The 15,521-nt window shown below is 72.8% G+C and carries 16 protein-coding genes; 7 read left to right on the forward strand and 9 right to left on the reverse strand.

What is annotated here, in order from left to right; translation table 11 throughout:
- Nucleotides 1-192: 192 nt before the first annotated feature.
- Complete coding sequence (locus DFJ66_RS20850) at nucleotides 193-1,389, reverse strand: amidohydrolase (RefSeq protein WP_121223359.1); 1,197 nt, start codon at nucleotides 1,387-1,389, stop codon at nucleotides 193-195.
- Nucleotides 1,386-3,002 (reverse strand): FAD-binding oxidoreductase, encoded by a 1,617-nt coding sequence (locus tag DFJ66_RS20855; protein ID WP_121223360.1) that lies wholly within the window; start codon nucleotides 3,000-3,002, stop codon nucleotides 1,386-1,388. The genes DFJ66_RS20850 and DFJ66_RS20855 overlap by 4 nt, the downstream gene beginning before the upstream one ends.
- Before the next feature lie 16 nt (nucleotides 3,003-3,018).
- Here DFJ66_RS20855 and DFJ66_RS20860 point away from each other — a divergent pair, with 16 nt between their 5' ends.
- Both DFJ66_RS20860 and DFJ66_RS20865 read left to right on the forward strand, forming a co-directional pair.
- Nucleotides 3,019-3,588: a TetR/AcrR family transcriptional regulator gene (locus DFJ66_RS20860; RefSeq protein WP_121223361.1), complete on the forward strand. Its 570-nt coding sequence runs from the start codon at nucleotides 3,019-3,021 to the stop codon at nucleotides 3,586-3,588.
- Nucleotides 3,585-5,039, forward strand: a complete 1,455-nt coding sequence (locus DFJ66_RS20865) for a glycerol-3-phosphate dehydrogenase/oxidase (RefSeq protein WP_170199562.1) — start codon at nucleotides 3,585-3,587, stop codon at nucleotides 5,037-5,039. Before DFJ66_RS20860 ends, DFJ66_RS20865 begins: the two co-directional genes overlap by 4 nt.
- A 65-nt stretch (nucleotides 5,040-5,104) precedes the next feature.
- On the opposite strand, the gene DFJ66_RS20870 is transcribed toward DFJ66_RS20865, so the two are convergent.
- Genes DFJ66_RS20870 through DFJ66_RS20880 form a run of 3 tightly spaced genes read right to left on the reverse strand, consistent with a single transcriptional unit; the run spans nucleotide 5,105 to nucleotide 7,530 of the window.
- Nucleotides 5,105-6,754, reverse strand: a complete 1,650-nt coding sequence (locus DFJ66_RS20870) for a WXG100 family type VII secretion target (protein ID WP_121223362.1) — start codon at nucleotides 6,752-6,754, stop codon at nucleotides 5,105-5,107.
- Nucleotides 6,751-7,059, reverse strand: a complete 309-nt coding sequence (locus tag DFJ66_RS20875; RefSeq protein ID WP_121223363.1) for a type VII secretion target — start codon at nucleotides 7,057-7,059, stop codon at nucleotides 6,751-6,753. Before DFJ66_RS20875 ends, DFJ66_RS20870 begins: the two co-directional genes overlap by 4 nt.
- Nucleotides 7,060-7,077: 18 nt before the next feature.
- Complete coding sequence (locus DFJ66_RS20880) at nucleotides 7,078-7,530, reverse strand: YbaB/EbfC family nucleoid-associated protein (RefSeq protein WP_121223364.1); 453 nt, start codon at nucleotides 7,528-7,530, stop codon at nucleotides 7,078-7,080.
- A gap of 196 nt (nucleotides 7,531-7,726) precedes the next feature.
- On the opposite strand from DFJ66_RS20880, the gene DFJ66_RS20885 reads away from it, so the two are divergent.
- The 5 genes from DFJ66_RS20885 (at nucleotide 7,727) to DFJ66_RS20905 (ending at nucleotide 11,839) form a co-directional block, all read left to right on the forward strand.
- Nucleotides 7,727-7,984 (forward strand): helix-turn-helix transcriptional regulator, encoded by a 258-nt coding sequence (locus DFJ66_RS20885; RefSeq protein WP_121223365.1) that lies wholly within the window; start codon nucleotides 7,727-7,729, stop codon nucleotides 7,982-7,984.
- 19 nt (nucleotides 7,985-8,003) lie between these two features.
- Nucleotides 8,004-8,915, forward strand: a complete 912-nt coding sequence (locus DFJ66_RS20890; RefSeq protein ID WP_211351252.1) for an ABC transporter ATP-binding protein — start codon at nucleotides 8,004-8,006, stop codon at nucleotides 8,913-8,915.
- Nucleotides 8,912-10,099, forward strand: a complete 1,188-nt coding sequence (locus DFJ66_RS20895; protein ID WP_121223366.1) for an ABC transporter permease — start codon at nucleotides 8,912-8,914, stop codon at nucleotides 10,097-10,099. The genes DFJ66_RS20890 and DFJ66_RS20895 overlap by 4 nt, the downstream gene beginning before the upstream one ends.
- Nucleotides 10,100-10,200: 101 nt before the next feature.
- On the forward strand, nucleotides 10,201-10,962 hold the full coding sequence (locus DFJ66_RS20900) for a hypothetical protein (RefSeq protein WP_147459323.1): 762 nt from the start codon (nucleotides 10,201-10,203) through the stop codon (nucleotides 10,960-10,962).
- Between the two features lie 7 nt (nucleotides 10,963-10,969).
- Nucleotides 10,970-11,839, forward strand: coding sequence for a hypothetical protein (locus DFJ66_RS20905; protein WP_121223368.1), 870 nt, complete (start codon nucleotides 10,970-10,972; stop codon nucleotides 11,837-11,839).
- Here DFJ66_RS20905 and DFJ66_RS20910 read toward each other — a convergent pair.
- The 4 genes from DFJ66_RS20910 to DFJ66_RS20925 are packed head-to-tail and all read right to left on the reverse strand — an operon-like array spanning nucleotide 11,829 to nucleotide 15,447.
- The gene (locus DFJ66_RS20910; RefSeq protein WP_121223369.1) at nucleotides 11,829-13,100 is read right to left on the reverse strand and encodes a cryptochrome/photolyase family protein; all 1,272 of its coding nucleotides are present in this window, start codon (nucleotides 13,098-13,100) and stop codon (nucleotides 11,829-11,831) included. The two genes, DFJ66_RS20905 and DFJ66_RS20910, sit on opposite strands and share 11 nt — an antisense overlap.
- A gap of 46 nt (nucleotides 13,101-13,146) precedes the next feature.
- The gene (locus DFJ66_RS20915) at nucleotides 13,147-13,608 is read right to left on the reverse strand and encodes an SRPBCC family protein (protein ID WP_121231489.1); all 462 of its coding nucleotides are present in this window, start codon (nucleotides 13,606-13,608) and stop codon (nucleotides 13,147-13,149) included.
- Nucleotides 13,605-14,117, reverse strand: coding sequence for an RNA polymerase sigma factor (locus tag DFJ66_RS20920; protein WP_121223370.1), 513 nt, complete (start codon nucleotides 14,115-14,117; stop codon nucleotides 13,605-13,607). Before DFJ66_RS20920 ends, DFJ66_RS20915 begins: the two co-directional genes overlap by 4 nt.
- Nucleotides 14,107-15,447: an alpha/beta fold hydrolase gene (locus tag DFJ66_RS20925; protein ID WP_121223371.1), complete on the reverse strand. Its 1,341-nt coding sequence runs from the start codon at nucleotides 15,445-15,447 to the stop codon at nucleotides 14,107-14,109. The genes DFJ66_RS20920 and DFJ66_RS20925 overlap by 11 nt, the downstream gene beginning before the upstream one ends.
- Nucleotides 15,448-15,521: the final 74 nt, after the last annotated feature.

Below are 15,521 nucleotides of genomic sequence, written 5' to 3' on the forward strand. Positions count from 1 at the left end.
ATTTTGGGTCGGGTGCAGCCAAAAGTTTTTGCGAGGAACGAGCAAAAAGTTTTAGCGGCACCCGGCCCAAAATGTGGTTGGCTCCGCCAGGCCATACGGCGGGGAACCGACGCCCTTCACCCCCCGCTGGCGGCCTGCCGCGCGGCGAGCGCTGCTTTTCATCTCGAGAGCGCGCCAGCGCGAAACCCGTCCCTAGACCAGCTCACCCTCCGCCGCGACCACCCGCCCCTCGTGCACCACCAACGTCCGAGGCGCACGATCCATCACAGCCGCAGTCACCGTGTCCCCCGGCACCACCACCACGTCGGCAGACGCACCCTCGGTCAACCCCAGGGTGCGCCCGACCACCGACCCCCCACCCCTGGTGGCGATGTCCACGCACATCTCCACCAGGGCATCCGCCCGAAACCCGTTCCGATAAGCCAACTGCCAGGTCCGGTCCAGCATGTCGCCGTTCCCGTACGGCGACCAGTAATCCCGGATGCCGTCCTGCCCCAGACCGACCCGCACCCCCGCCCACCGCAACTGCCGCAGCGGCAACGGTTCCCGCACCCCAGGTGCCACCGTCGTCACGGCCACGTCGTGCTCGGCCAACAGCTCGATCAGTTCCCGCTGCCGCTCGCCATCCACAGTGGACAGTGCGAAAGCGTGGCTCACGGTCACCTTGCCGCGCATGTCCAGAGCCGCCACCCGCTCGCAGATCAGCTCGATCTGGAACGCTCCCAGCGACCCGGCGTCGTGCAGGTGCACGTCCACCCCGCGCTGGTGCTTCTCGGCCAACCCGAACACGACATCGAGGTGCTTGACCGGATCACGGTCATAACCCGCCGGATCCAGTCCCCCGACCAGGTCCGCACCCGCCCGCAGGGCCGCGTCCAGCAGCTCGGCGGTCCCCTTCTCGCGCAGGATCCCGCACTGCGGGAACGCCACCACCTCGACGTGAGCCCGGTCGAAAAGAGCCTCGCGCGCCGCCAGGACGCCCTCCAGCTTCTCCAGTCCCGAGTCGACGTCCACTTGGGCGTGGCTGCGCACGACGGTGGCGCCGCCGGCGATCGTCCGCCCCAGGGTGTGCGTGGCGCGTTCGGACACCGACCGCTCGGCACCCCGCCAGTTGCGGCGGTCGTTGTCGATCAGCTCGGCCAGGCCGGTGCCGGCGCTGTGCGGGCGGAACGGCAGGCCCAGCCTGGTCGAGTCGAGGTGGGCGTGGGCGTCGGTGAAGGCGGGCAGCAGCACCCCACCCCGGCCGTCCACCTCGGGCACGCCCGGCGGGGCGGCCAGGTCCGGCCCGAACCCCGCGAGCTTCCCACCCGAGCACAGGACGTCGACCGCGGGCGCGTCAAGGCTGTTCGGCCACGGCCGCACGGAACGGATCAGCAGGTCACCGGTCACCCGCCCGAAACTATCCCGCCGGGGATGAGCTTGCCAGGGTTGAGCACGCCGGTGGGGTCGAGTGTCCGCTTGACGGACGCCAGCACCGCCACGCCCAGCGCCCCGATCTCCGCCTCCAGGTAGGGGGCGTGGTCGGTGCCGACCGCGTGGTGGTGGCTGATCGTGCCGACGCCGCTGATCGCCTCGCCCGCGGCGGCCTTGGCCACCTGCCACTGTCCGACCGGGTCGTCGGCGTCGCGCGCGGCGAGGACGGTGAAGTACAGGGACGCGCCGGTCTCGTACGCGTGCGAGATGTGGCACATCACGATGCACTCGCCCAACGCGTCCCTCAACGCATCACGGACCGACGTGCGCAAAGAAGAAATCCGCGACCAGTGCGTCGCTGTCTCCAGCGTCTCGACGCACACGCCGACCTCCATCAGCGCGTCACGCTGGCGCGGGCCGTTGAACCGGCCGTGCCGCCACGCCTCGCCCAGCAGCTTGCCCAGCGACACGGCCCGCAGGCCCCGCACGGTCTCCCGCCGCCGGCGCTTGACCTCCGCTTCGGACGCCCCGTGCCACCCGAGGATCAGCAGGCACGGCTCCTTGACGCCCCGCCCGCGCAGGTAACCCTTCAACGCCGAGGTCTTCCAGCCACCCGCGAGCGACAGCGACACGTCGGTCTCGTCCACATCGGACAGCCGCGTCACGTCGGCGAGCACCCGGCGCTGCGCGAGCCGCCGCACCACCGACGCCCCGCGCTCCCAACCGTCCACCACGAAACCCTCGTACCGCTCGACCACCGGTCGCGGCCGGACCCGCACGGCCACCTCGGTGAGCACGCCGAACGCGCCCTCGCTGCCGATCACCAGCTGCTTGAGGTCCGGCCCGGCCGCCGACGCGGGCGCCGCGCCCAGCCGCCACTCACCGACCGGCGTGGCCACCCGCACGCCCTCGACCATCTCCTCGAACCGGCCGTACCCGGAGGACGCCTGCCCGGCGGACCGGGTCGCGGCGAACCCGCCGATGGTGGCGCGCTCGTAGGACTGCGGCACGTGCCCGACGGTGAACCCGTGCGGCGCGAGCAGCCGGTCCGCCTCGGGCGCGGGCAGCCCGGCCTGCAGGACGGCGATCCGGGACACCGGGTCCAGGGACACCAGCTTGTCCAGCCGGACCAGGTCCAGGGCGATCACGGACGCCTTGTCCCCGCGCAACGCCGCCACCCCGCCGACCACGGACGTCCCGCCGCCGAACGGCACCACGGCCACGTCGTGCTCCACGCACGCGCGCAGCACCTCCGTCACCTGCTCGGGCGTCGCGGGCAACACGACCGCGTCCGGCACGGCGAGGGAGTCGGCACCGCGCTGCCGCAGCAGGTCGAGGTAGGACAGCCCGCCGGCGCGCCCCAGCCGGGAGTCGCGGTCGACCCGCACGTACCCGGGACCGACCACGGCGTCCAGCGCGGCGCGGGCGTCGGCGCTCAGGGCCGACTCGGGCACGTCGAGCGGACGCGCGGGGGTGCGGACCTCGGTGAGGCCGGTGCGCTGCCGGAGCAGCTTGAGTGCGTGCGGCGGCAGCTCGGCCGTCGAGGGGGTCCACCTGCCCCGGAGGGTGTGGTCGATGCGCTCGGTCACCGCTACAGTGTGACACATGACGTCCCAACGTCACAGTGATGACGCACTCCTCGACGCGGCCCGCGACTGCGTGGTCGAGGTCGGTGTCCGCCGCACCACGCTGACGGACATCGCCAAGCGCGCCGGCGTGAGCCGGATGACCCTCTACCGCCGGTTCCCGGACGTCCGCACCCTGGTGCGCGCCCTGATGACCAGGGAGTTCACCGCGCTGCTGGCCCGCGTCGAGGAACCCGCCGGCGCGACCGCGCGGGAACGGCTGGTGGCCCGGGCCATCGCGGGCATCCGCCTGCTGGCCGCCGACCCGCTGATGCGCCGGGTGCTGGACCTGGACGCCGAGCTGATGCTGCCCTACCTGGTGCAGCGCCTGGGCAGCACGCAGCGGCTGATCGAGGCGTTCCTGCTGAGCGAGGTCGAGGCGGGCCACGCCGACGGCTCGATCCGCGCCGGCGATCCGCACGCCCAGGCCCGGCTGGTGCTGCTGACCACCCAGTCGATGGTGCTGTCGGTCCGCCCGGCCACCACCGACCTGGACTTCGAGGCCCTGGTGGCGGAACTGGCCGCCTTCCTGGACGGGGCGCTGTCGTGACCACCTCGCCGAACGCCACCACCTCGCTCAACGCCGTCCGCCGCCGCCGCGAGCTCGCCGAAGTGGCCGAGGGGACCGTGGACCTGCTGGTCGTCGGCGGCGGGGTGACCGGGGCGGGGGTGGCCCTGGACGCCGCGTCGCGCGGCTTGGCCGTGTGCCTGGTGGAGGCGCACGACCTGGCTTTCGGGACGTCCCGGTGGTCCAGCAAGCTGGTGCACGGCGGCCTGCGGTACCTGGCGCAGGGCGAGGTAAGCCTGGCCTACGAGAGCGCGGTCGAGCGCGGCATCCTCATGACCCGCACGGCACCGCACCTCGTGCGCCCGCTGCCGCAACTGGTTCCGTTGCACGGCAAGGCACACGACCCCGTCGTCATGGCGGGCTTGCGCGCCGGTGACGTCCTCCGCCGCCTGGCCCGGACCCCGAGCCGCGTCCTCCCCCGGCCCCGGCACGTGCCCGCCGCCGAGGCCTTGGCCCTCGTCCCCGGCCTCGACCCGCACGACCTGCGCGGCGGCCTGCTCGCCTACGACGGGCAACTCGTCGACGACGCCCGGCTCGTGGTGGCGCTCGCCCGGACGGCCGCCGGCTTCGGCGCACGCATCATCACCCGCGCCCGCGTCACCGCCCTCGACGGCCGGACCGCGCACGTCACCGACGTCCTGACCGGCGAATCCCTCACCATCCGGGCCCGCGCGATCGTGAACGCGACCGGCGTGTGGGCCGGGAACCTGGTGGACGTGCAGCTCCGCCCGTCCCGCGGCTCGCACCTCGTGCTGGCGGCCGAGACGATGGGCATCACCCACACCGCGCTGACCGTGCCGGTGCCGGGGACCCGCAACCGTTTCGGGTTGGTGCTGCCGCAACGGGACGGACGGGTGTACGTAGGGCTGACCGACGAACCGGTCGAGGGCCCCGTGCCGGACGTGCCCGCGGTGCCCGAGTCCGATGTGGACTTCCTGCTGGACATGGCGTCCTCCGTGCTGCGGCGCACACTGACCCGGGACGACGTGCTGGGCGCGTTCGCCGGTCTGCGGCCGTTGCTGGACACCGGGGGCGGGCCGAGCGCGGACCTGTCCCGGCGGCACGCCGTGCTCACGTCGGACGGGGTGACCACCGTGGTGGGCGGCAAGCTCACGACGTACCGGCGGATGGCGGCGGACGCCGTCGACGCGACCGGCCTGACGAGGGCACCGAGCCGCACGAAGTCGTTGCCCCTGGTGGGTTCCGGTATCGCCACCGGACCGGCCGAGCTGGTCGCGCGCTACGGCACCGAGGCGACCAAGGTCGCGGAGATCGGCGAAGTGGCGTGGGCCGTGCGGCACGAAGGCGCGCTGGACGCAGACGACGTGCTGGACCGCCGCACCCGCACCGGCCTGGTGCCGAAGGACCGCAAGGCCCGGGAAGCCGTTGTGCGTCAAGGGGTCGAGGCAGAACTCGCCGCCCTGAGCGCGTAAGCGAAAGGGGACCTCCCGCCCAGGAGGTCCCCTTCCGGCCTGCGTGACCGGTCGAACCGGTCAGGTCACTCGCCGATGATCGGCTTCGCGGCCTTCGGCGGCTCGTCGATCAGCGGCTCACCTTCCAGCCGGACCTTGCGCTGGTGGTCCTTGCCGTCGCCCTGACCGCCCTGGCCCGCCATCGGGGGCATCATGCCGCCCATCATGCCGCCGCCCGCGCCACCGGCCCGGCCGCCCGCGCCACCGCCCGGGACACCGCCGCCGGCCGCGCCGTGCGAGCCCTGCGGGAGGACGCCGGACGCGCCGCCCGCCTGGAGGGTCTGGCCGGCACCGGCACCACCGCCACCGGAAGCGCCGAGGCCACCGCCGCCACCGCCACCGAAACCACCCGGGAGGCCGCCGCCACCACCGAGACCGCCACCGCCGCCTCCGTGGGAGGTCGCCAGGTCGGGGGTCGAGAAGGGCTTCGCCGAAGGCACGTACGGCAGGGTCGTGTTGGTGGCGTGCGTGGTGTCACGCGGGCCGCCCGGCAGGATGTTCGGCGGCGGGCTGACGGGCGAACCCGACGCCGCCGGCACCCACCGGCCCGGCTCCCAGTGGCCGCCCGAGCTCGCGCCGCCACTGCCGCCACTGCCACTGCCGCCGCCGACCTGCGGAGGACGGCGCACCGTGCCGCCCGTGCCGCCGGGAGTGGTGTAGCCGCCGCCGGGACCCGAGCCGGAGCCCCACTCGCCACCGGTCGGCGTGCCGCCCAGCGTCGGTGGACGGCTCACCTGCGGGCCACCGGAGCCGGCGCCCACACCGCTGGTGTTGGTGCCGCCGCCACCGCCGCTGCCGGAGGTGTAGCGGTCGTTGGCGCCGCGGTCCATCTCGTTGAGCTGGCCCTCGGTCAGCCCCAGACCACCCGACGACGGCCGGGAGCCCGCACCGCCGCCACCCGCGCCGCCACCCTTGTTGGAGTGGGTCATCGCGGTGATCGCCTGCAGGATCTGCTTGGCGGTGTTGATGATCTGCACGACCTGCCGGATCAGGTCGATGAGCTTCTTGAGCGAGTTGCCGAGCTTCTGCAGGAAGTCCGCGAGCTTCTTGGCGTAGTTGCACGCCATCTGGATGATGTCGGCGATCGCCGCCGCGATGGACGCGCCGAAGGTCAGCCAGGACACCGACAGCCACTGGATGATCTTCATGACCATGTCCGACACGGCCTTGCTGATCAGGTCCATGATGGTCTTGCGGACCTGCGCGACCAGCTCGCCCGCGCCCTTGGCGGCGTTGGAGATGCCGTGCGCGGCCTTGCTCAGCGTCTCCAGGCCGGAGGCGTGCTTCTTGGCCGCCTCGCGGTAGCCGTCGGCCGACCGGCCGCGCCACCCGCGGGTCTCCTCGACGGCGGTGCGCCGGTAGTCGGCGACGATGCCCTCGATCTGCTTGGCCGCGGACGCCCAGTCGCTCGACATCTTCTGGATCGCCTGCGGGTTGCCCAGCAGCGCGTCGAACGGCTCGCGCAGGAAGTCCACGTGCTGGATGGCCCAGGAGAACCCGGCGGACAGGAAGCCCGACAGCGGGTTGGAGGCCATGCCGACGATGCTCATGGCGGTGTTGGCCATGCCCAGCCCGGCCTGCACCCAGTCGCCGCGCTCGACCGCCGCGACCGTGCCCTGCACGTCGCCGATCAGGTGGGACGGGTCCCGCCCCTGCGTCGTGGCCTGCGTGGTCATCCGCGTGCCTTTCCGTTGAACCCGAAGGCGTTGTCGAGGTCGACGTTCTCGTAGAGGTCGGCGACCTCGCGCAGGCCCTGGCACATGTCCGCGATGGTCTCGGTGGCCTGGCCGAAGATGTCCTGCGACTGGCCCGCCGACTTGAGCAGGAACGAGGCCAGGAACGAACCGAAGATGCCGAAGGCGTCGGTCGACAGCGACGGGTCGGCGGTCTTGGTGGCCGCGAGCATCCGCTGTGCGAGCTGGTCGACCGTGCCGGCGTGGGCCCGGACCTCCTCCGGGCTCACGTGGAACGACACGAACATGTGCCTCTACCCCCTGGCTCAGGCCATCACGTCGGGTGGGTTGGTGAAGTACTCGTCATCGGGCCTGGTGTCTCGACGCTCCAGCTCGGATTCCGGTTCCGCCGGTTCCGGCTCGTCACCCGAATAGCCGTTCGGCATGTTCTGCTTGACGAAGTCCAGCGCCGGCCCGTCGCCGACGAAGTCGGTCATGATCTGCACGACCTGGCCCGCGGCGGTGCGCTGCGCCTGCGCCACGGCGGTCATGATCGCGCCGGAGATGCGCTCCGGGTCCTCGCCGCGCAGCCCGGGCCGCAGGATCAGGTTCGTCAGCGCGCCGGAGGCGTTGACGCTGACGGTGATGAGGCCGTCCGGGGAGGTCGCACTGCCGCCGACGTCACCGAGCTGCGCCTGGGCCTGTTCGGCGTTGCGCTTGGCCGCCTCGATCTTCTGCCCGTACTGCTTGAGCCACTCGTCCGGCTCGATCGGCTCCATAGGTCACCCCTCCAGACAGCGCCGGGTTTGCGGCCCGCGACACATTCGACCGGTCACCGGTCGATTCGGTTCCGGGCAACGTATCGTTTCACCGAATCGTGATTTTCCGGACCCGCTCGGCTTGGATACCGCCGTTCGGTCTATTGTGTGAATTGTTTACTTGCCGTTCTGTTGGGTTTTCGCAACACTTCGTAGCATGAGTCCGGCACGCCGGGACGTCGAACGGCGGATCCACAACCGGATCCGGGTGCTGCGGGTCGAGCGGGGGATGACCAGGGTGGGTCTGGCGCGGGCGGTCGGGGTCAACCCCCAGACCATCGGCGCGCTGGAACGGGGTGACCACTACCCGGGCTTGGACCTGGCGCTGCGGATCTGCGAGGTGTTCGGCCTGCCCGTGGAAGCGGTGTTCAGCCGCGAGCCGTTCGAACCGCTGTCCACGCGGGTGTACGGCTGATCAGGAGAGAGGGGCACGCGTGGCACAGGGAGTGCTGGAGGTCGACCGGGTCTCCAAGCGCTACGGTCCGGTCGTCGCCCTGCGGGACATGACCTTCGACGTGCGCGCCGGCGAGCTGTTCGGGTTCGTCGGCAGCAACGGGGCCGGCAAGACCACGACCATGCGGATCGCGCTGGGCGTGCTGGCCGCCGACGCCGGCGAGGTCCGCTGGAACGGCGCTCCCGTCACGCTGGAGACCCGCCGCCGCATCGGTTACATGCCCGAGGAACGCGGCCTCTACCCGAAGATGAAGGTGCTCGACCAGCTCGTGTACCTGGCCGAGCTGCACGGCATGCCGACCGCCGCCGCGCAGCGCTCGGCGCAGGACTGGATCGCCCGGCTGGGTCTGCGCGACCGGTGCGACGACGAGGTGCAGAAGCTCAGCCTGGGCAACCAGCAGCGGGTGCAGCTGGCGGCGGCGCTGGTGCACGACCCGGACGTGCTGGTGCTGGACGAGCCGTTCTCCGGGCTGGACCCGGTGGCGGTGGACGTGATGAGCCAGGTGCTGCGCGAGAAGGCCGCCGCGGGCGTGCCGGTGGTGTTCTCCAGCCACCAGCTCGACCTGGTGGAACGGCTGTGCGACCGGGTCGGCATCGTGCGCGCCGGGTCGCTGGTGGCTTGCGGGACCGTCGAGGAGCTGCGGTCGGGCGGCAGCGTGCACCTGGTCGTGGACGCGCCCGACGCGACCGACGGGTGGGCGGACGGCCTGGCCGGCGTGCGGACCCTGCACGTCGAGGGCACCCGCACCACGCTGGAGCTGGGTCCGGACGCCGACGACCAGGCCGTGCTGCACGCCGCCCTGGCCACCGGCCCGGTCCGCGAGTTCACCCGGCGGCGGCCGACGCTGACCGAGCTGTTCCGCAGCGTCGTCACCGAGGAGCACGCGGCATGACCACCCTCACCCCGAGCCGGGCGGTCTTCCTGGTCGCCCGCCGGGAGTTCCTGACCAAGGTGCGGACCCGCTCGTTCGTCGTCGGCACGCTGGCCATCATCGCCGTGCTCGCCGGGTACGTGCTGCTGCAGACCGTCCTGTTCGACCGGGCGGAGCGGGACACCGTGGCGCTCAACGGGCAGGCGACCGTGCTGGCCGAGCCGTTGAAGGCGACGGCGAAGTCGTTCGGGCGCGAACTGGTCACCGTGGACGTCGGCGACGTGGCGGCGGCCGAGGCGCAGGTGCGCGCGGGCGAGCTGGACGCGCTGGTGACCGGGGCGCCGGACCGGCTGCGGGTGGTGGTCAAGGACCGGCTCGGCGACGACCTGCGCAACTCCATCGACCTGATCGTCAAGCAGCAGGTGCTCAACGCGCAGCTCGCGGAGGCGGGGCTGGACCCGGCGACCGTGGCGCGCAACGTCGAGCAGGCGGCGGTGGACGTCGTGGCCCTGGAGCCCGAGGACGCCCAGCGCGGGCAGCGGCTGGCGATCGGCCTGGTGATCGCGGCGCTGCTGTACTACTCGCTGCTGGTCTACGGGACGATGGTGGCGCAGGGCGTGGTGGAGGAGAAGTCCAGCCGCGTGGTGGAGATCCTGCTGTCCACGCTGCGGCCGTCGCAGCTGCTGCTGGGCAAGGTGCTGGGGCTCGGGCTGGTCGGGCTGGCGCAGCTGGTGCTGATCGGGACGACCGGCTTGGTGCTGTCGTCGGCGTCCGGGGTGGTCGACGTGACCGGGGTGGCCGGGGGCGCGCTGGCCACCGGCGTGCTGTGGTACCTGCTCGGGTTCTTCCTCTACGCCACGGTGTTCGCGGCGGCGGCGTCGCTGGTGTCGCGGCAGGAGGAGCTGCAGTCGGTGCTGACGCCGATCAGCATGGCGGTGGTGATCGCGTTCGTGGTCGGCATCAACCTGATGATCCAGGACGCGTCGGACGCGCTGGTGGCGGTCCTGTCGGTGCTGCCGCCGTTCGCGCCGATCCTCATGCCGGGCCGGATGGCGATGGGCGTGGCACCCGCGTGGCAGGTGCTGCTGGCGGTGGTGCTGGCGCTGGCGGCGATCGCGGCGATCACGTGGCTGGGTGGCCGGGTGTACGCGAACGCGGTGCTGCGGACCGGGGCGCGCGTGCGGCTGCGGGACGTGCTGCGATAGCCCGATCGTGGGTTAACTCGATCGGGTGAAATCGGCTAATCCGCGCGGGGCAGGAGCCGATCCCACCCGTGAACGCATCCTCCGCGAGGGAGGCGGTCACGATGGTCGCTGCCAGGTTCGCCCCGCTCTGCGCCTTGGTGCTGGTCGTGGGCTGCAACGGCGCGCCCGCACCCGTCGGGCCGACCACCACGACCACCCTCACCACGGGCATCAAGACGCTCGACCCGTCGCCGCCCGAGACCACCGCCGAGACCACCACGGACACCGGTCGCGGGCCGCTCACGATCACCATCGGCACCGCCCGGCTGGACGGCCGCACGCCCGACACGCCGTGGTCCAACGACCCGCCGGTGTTCGACCTCTTCACCGACGAACCCACCCACGTGGACTGCAAGACCTTCGCGTGGGTCGGCGAGATCTCCGTGCCGATCACGGTGGTCGACGTCGCCTTCTCCAACTCCACCGTCGCCGCCGGGTCGTTCCGCCAGCAGGGGCTGTGCGAGCGGGCCGGCGCGGACGCCGACTGCCGCGGCTTCACCTTCCCACCGCCCAACAGCCTCGACCACGCGCGGTGCGGCGTGCCGGTGGTGGCACGGAAGCCGCCCGGCGAGCGCGCGGACACCACCATCACGCTCACCCTGCGCGCCTCCTGCTCGGCCGCGACCAGCGCGCCGTGCAACACCTCGCGGGTGGTCGCCGCGGGGCCGTCCCCGTCCCAGCCGGTGTTCCTCGAATGGCACCACCGCGAGACCGTGACGACCGTGTGGCACCCGTGCACGGCGGAGGAGCACGACTTCGTCGACGGCTGCCCGAAGGCCGGCACCACGACGTCGACCACCCCGCCGACGTCCTCCTCGCGATGAAGCCCGCATGAAGCCCGCCGACCCGCCCGGCCTGCTGGACCGGGCCCAGTCGTTCGCCGCCGTCGCCGCGCCCACCACGCTGGCCACGGCGCTGCTGTTCTACTTCGGCTACGTCTCGACGCTGACCCGGTACCGGCACTTCGGCGTCGACCTCGGCGCCCTGGACCTCTCCACCGCCGAACTCCTCCTGCTCGGCACGGAGGTGATCTTCCCGCCCCTGGCCGGGCTGCTGCTGGTGCTGATGGCGGGCCTGTTCGCGCACCGGGGCGTGCAGGTGCTGCACAGGCGTCGCCACACGCGGGTCACGAAGGGCTTGGCCGTCTTCTTCGCGGTGGTCGGCGCGGTGGCGTTCGGGCGGGCCGTCGCGGGCGTGTTGTTCCCGAACTCGTTCCGGGACGAGGTGCCGGGGGTGACCGCCGTGTGCCTGGGGTTGGGGCTGCCGCTGGTGGCCTACGCGATCTGGACGTACCGGGGGCCTCGGCGGGGCAGGCGTTCGCCCTCGGAGGTCCTGGTGCTGACGGCGCTCACCGGCCTGGTGGTGCTGGGCCTGTTCTGGACGACGAACATCTTCGCCGGCGCGTACGGCCGTGGCCGCGCCCAGGAGATGGCCGGCGAGCTGAACACCCAGCCGCTCGTGGTCCTCGACCTCCAGCAGCCGCTGTACCTGCCCGACGGCTTCCCGGGCGTGCAGCAGTTCGCCCTGCCGGCCGAGGACGGCCAACCGTTCCGGTTCCGCTGCCAGGGCCTGCGACTGCTGACCGAGGCCGGCGGGCGGCTGTTCCTGGTGCCCGAGCAGTGGGACAAGGCGCGGCGGACCGTCGTGGTGCCCTACGACGAGACGGTCCGCGTGCAGTTCCTGCCGGGCGCTAACCCTTGATGGCCGCGTACCGGGCCAGCGCGACCTGGCGCTCGTGGGCGTGGTCGACGATCGGGTCGCGGGGCTGGTGGACCTTCCGGCCGGGCACGTCCCGCAGTTCCGGCACGTACCGGCGGACGTAGTCGCCGTCCGGGTCGAACTTCTCCCCCTGCGTGACGGGGTTGAACACGCGGAAGTAGGGCGCCGCGTCGGTGCCCGTGCCCGCCGCCCACTGCCAGCCGTGCTGGTTGGAGGCCAGGTCGCCGTCCACGAGGTGCTTCATGAAGTGCCGGGCGCCCCACCACCACGGCAGGTGCAGGTCCTTGACCAGGAAGCTCGCCACGACCATCCGCACCCGGTTGTGCATCCAGCCTTCGGCGAGCAGCTGCCGCATCCCCGCGTCCACGAACGGGTAGCCGGTCCGCCCGGCGCACCAGGCCGCGAACCGCTCCCGGTCGTGGTCCAGTTCCATCCGGTCGAAGCGGCGGTCGAGGTTGTGCCGCGCGGACTCCGGCTGGTGCCACAGGACGTCCGCGTAGAAGTCGCGCCACGCCAGCTCCGACCGGAACGCGGCGGATCCCTTGTCCTGCCCCAAATCCGCCAGCAGCGTGCGCGGGTGCACCACACCCCACCGCAGGAACGCCGACATGCGGCTCGTGCGGTCCAGGTCGGGCCGGTCGCGGTGCTCCGCGTAGTCCGGCAAGCGCTCGTCCCGGAACCTCTCCCACAGTTCCCGGACGTCCGGCAGCAGCTCGCCCTTCGGCAGCGGCTCGCTCTTCCGCGGCTCGATCCAGTCCACTGTGGACTCGTCGGTGTCGGCCGGACCGCGCCACCCGTGCTCCTGCCACGCCTTCCGGAACGGCGAGAACACCCGGTACGGACTGCCGTCCCCTTTCAGGACCCGCCCCGGCGTCACCGCGTACGGCGACCCGACCCGCACCAACTCGACCCGCTCACCCACCGCCGAGTCCCGCTCCCGCCCGTACGGCCCGGCATCACCGGACACGTGGACCGACCGCGCCCCAACGCTTTCCGCGACCTCGGGAACCACCTCGACGGGATCCCCGGACACGACCATCAACCGCCCGCCCAGCTTCGCGTCCAACGACCGCAGGCACCGGAACAGGAAGTCCACCCGAGGCCGTCCGGCCACCTGCAACAGCCGGGGGTCCAAGACGTACAACGCGAGCCCCCGCGACGCCCGCTCGGCAGCGGCCGACAAGGCGGGGTGGTCGGCCACCCGCAGGTCACGCCGGAACCAGACGACAGTCGCGGAGTCCACGACCCGACCCTAAGAGCCGCCCGCACGGCCTGCACGACAGGAACGCTCAGCGGTCCAGCAGCGCCTGGAGCGCGTCGAGCGACCGGGTCGACTCCCGCCGCACCCCCCACGGCACGATCGCGGGCCGGCGCGGCAGCCGCACCCCGCCGGTCAGGGCGACCCGCGTGCCACCGCCGGGTTCCGGTGCGGCGGCCATCGCGATCACCAGGAACCGGCTCTGCAACCAGCACCACCCCGGCCGCTGCACCCCGACCAGCCGCGCTCGCAACCCGAACCGGCTCGCCGCCCGCAGCACGACCCGGTCACCCCGCCGCTCCACCACCTCCACCGCGCGCATGTCGGGCTGGATGCGGGTGAAGGCGTCCTCGAAGTCGGTCAGCAGCGCCCACACCTCGGCGGGATCGGCGGCGAGCACGCGTTCGGTCACCGCCGCGCCGCGCACGCCGGCCGCGGTCGCCCGCAACCTGCGCACGGGGTCGAGGCCGGTGGTCGGCCAGTCGGGGGTCATGAGGTCCACGCCTTCCTGAACGCCGCACGTGCCCGGTGCAGCCTGGATTTCACGGTTCCGGTGGGGACGGACAGCACCTCGGCCACGCGCTCCTCGTCCAGTCCTTCGAGGTCGCGCAGCACCAGCACGGCCCGGTGCACGGGGCTCAGCCGGCGCAGCACGTCCCGGATGTCGGCAGCCAGCACCGGGTCGCCGGGTGCGGGCACGGCGGCCAGCCGGTCGTCACCCGAACCCCGTTCCGAGCGCGCGTGCCGCAGCGCCTCGCGCAGGGCGATGGTGCGCACCCAGCCGAACAACGCGCGCGGGTCGGACAGGGACCCCAAGCGCCGCAACACGATGATCAGCGTGTCCTGGGCGGCGTCCGCGCCCGCGTCCAGCGCGACCGAGCCGCAGATCCGCCCGACGTACGGGTCGAGCAGGTCCACCAGCTCGGCCAGCGCGAGCGTGTCGCCGCGCCGCGCCGCCACCACGAGGTCGGCGGCGCGGTCGACGGGCAGGTCAGCGCTCACGCAGGAAGCCTTCCACCAGCGCGGTCACCGGCTCGGCGCAGTCCAGCGGCAACGCGTGCCCGCAGTCGTCCAGCACGGTCACCCGGGCGTCCGGCAGCCGCTCGGCGAACACCGCCGCGTTCGCCACCGGCAGCACGGTGTCCTGCCGGCCCCACACCACCAGGGTCGGCTGCCGGGTCGTCGGCAGTGCCGCTTCGACGGTGCTCCAGTCGAGCCCGGCTTCCAGCTCGTACAGCGAACGGACGTTGTCGGGGAACGTGTTCGTGGCGACGAAGCCGTCCACCAGCTCGGCCGTGACGGCGTCCTGGTGCACGAACAACCCGCGCACCCCGGCCTCCTGCGCCTCCCGGCTGCCCGCGCCCAGCCGCGCCAGCGCCCGTCCGACGACCGGCAGCTTGAACACCTCCCAGCCGACCGGGTCCGGCCGGTCCAACCCGGACGGTGCGAGCAACACCAACCGGGTCACCCGTTCGGGGTGGCGCTGGGCGTAGGCCAACGCCCAGCCACCGCTCCACGAGTTCCCCGCCAGCACCGCCCGCTCCACGCCCACGGCGCCCAGGAACGCGTCCACCGCCGCGGTCATCCCGTCGAGGTCGAAACGCACGTCGTGCGCCTCGGTGAACCCCTGCCCGGGGAGGTCCACGGCGTACACGGTGTGCGTGGCCGCCAACGCCTTGATCTGCGGCCCCCACCCGGCCACCCACGACGCGCCGGGCGACAGCAGCACGACCGGCGGCCCGTCCCCTTCGCGCACGTAGTGGAACCGCGCCACCGGGGTGTCGACGTACCGGGACGCCATCCCGCCCAGCCCCTGCTCAGGCCGGTACTCCACCCGATCGGGTGTCACGACGTACGCGCCGGCCACCAACGCACCGACGACGACCGCCGGCACCCCGACGACGACACCCCGCGCGACCGCCCCGCGCACCAACCGGAACCCCAGCACCGCCAACGCCAGGCACAACGCCGTCGCCGCGAGGTTGGTCCACAGGAACACCGGAGCCAGCCGCCCGGTCCCCGGCAACGCCCACAGCACGCCCAGCAGCCCGCGCACGCCCAGCCCGGCGACCACCACCGCGGTCCCCGCCCGCCACCACCAGCCGGACCAGCGCACCCGTCCCCACACCACCAGCGCGCCCAGCAGGAGCACCCCGGCCAGCGGCACCAACAGCCCCGGCCGGAAGTCCACCCCGAACCCGAGCACCGCGACCGACAACGCGAACTCGTCGGGAGCCGGCCACCGCGCCCCCGTCGCCCAGTAGAGGTGCACCACGGCGTCCACCAGCAGCACGGCCGCGATGGCGACCCCGCCCCGCTCACCCTTCGTCATGCCCCCAGGAGGGTGGCTGCACCGCAAAAGGTTCCCCGTGACCCCCGACACACGACAAAGGCCCGCACCCCACA

This window comes from Saccharothrix variisporea (genome assembly GCF_003634995.1).
In the GTDB taxonomy this organism is placed as follows: domain Bacteria; phylum Actinomycetota; class Actinomycetes; order Mycobacteriales; family Pseudonocardiaceae; genus Actinosynnema; species Actinosynnema variisporeum.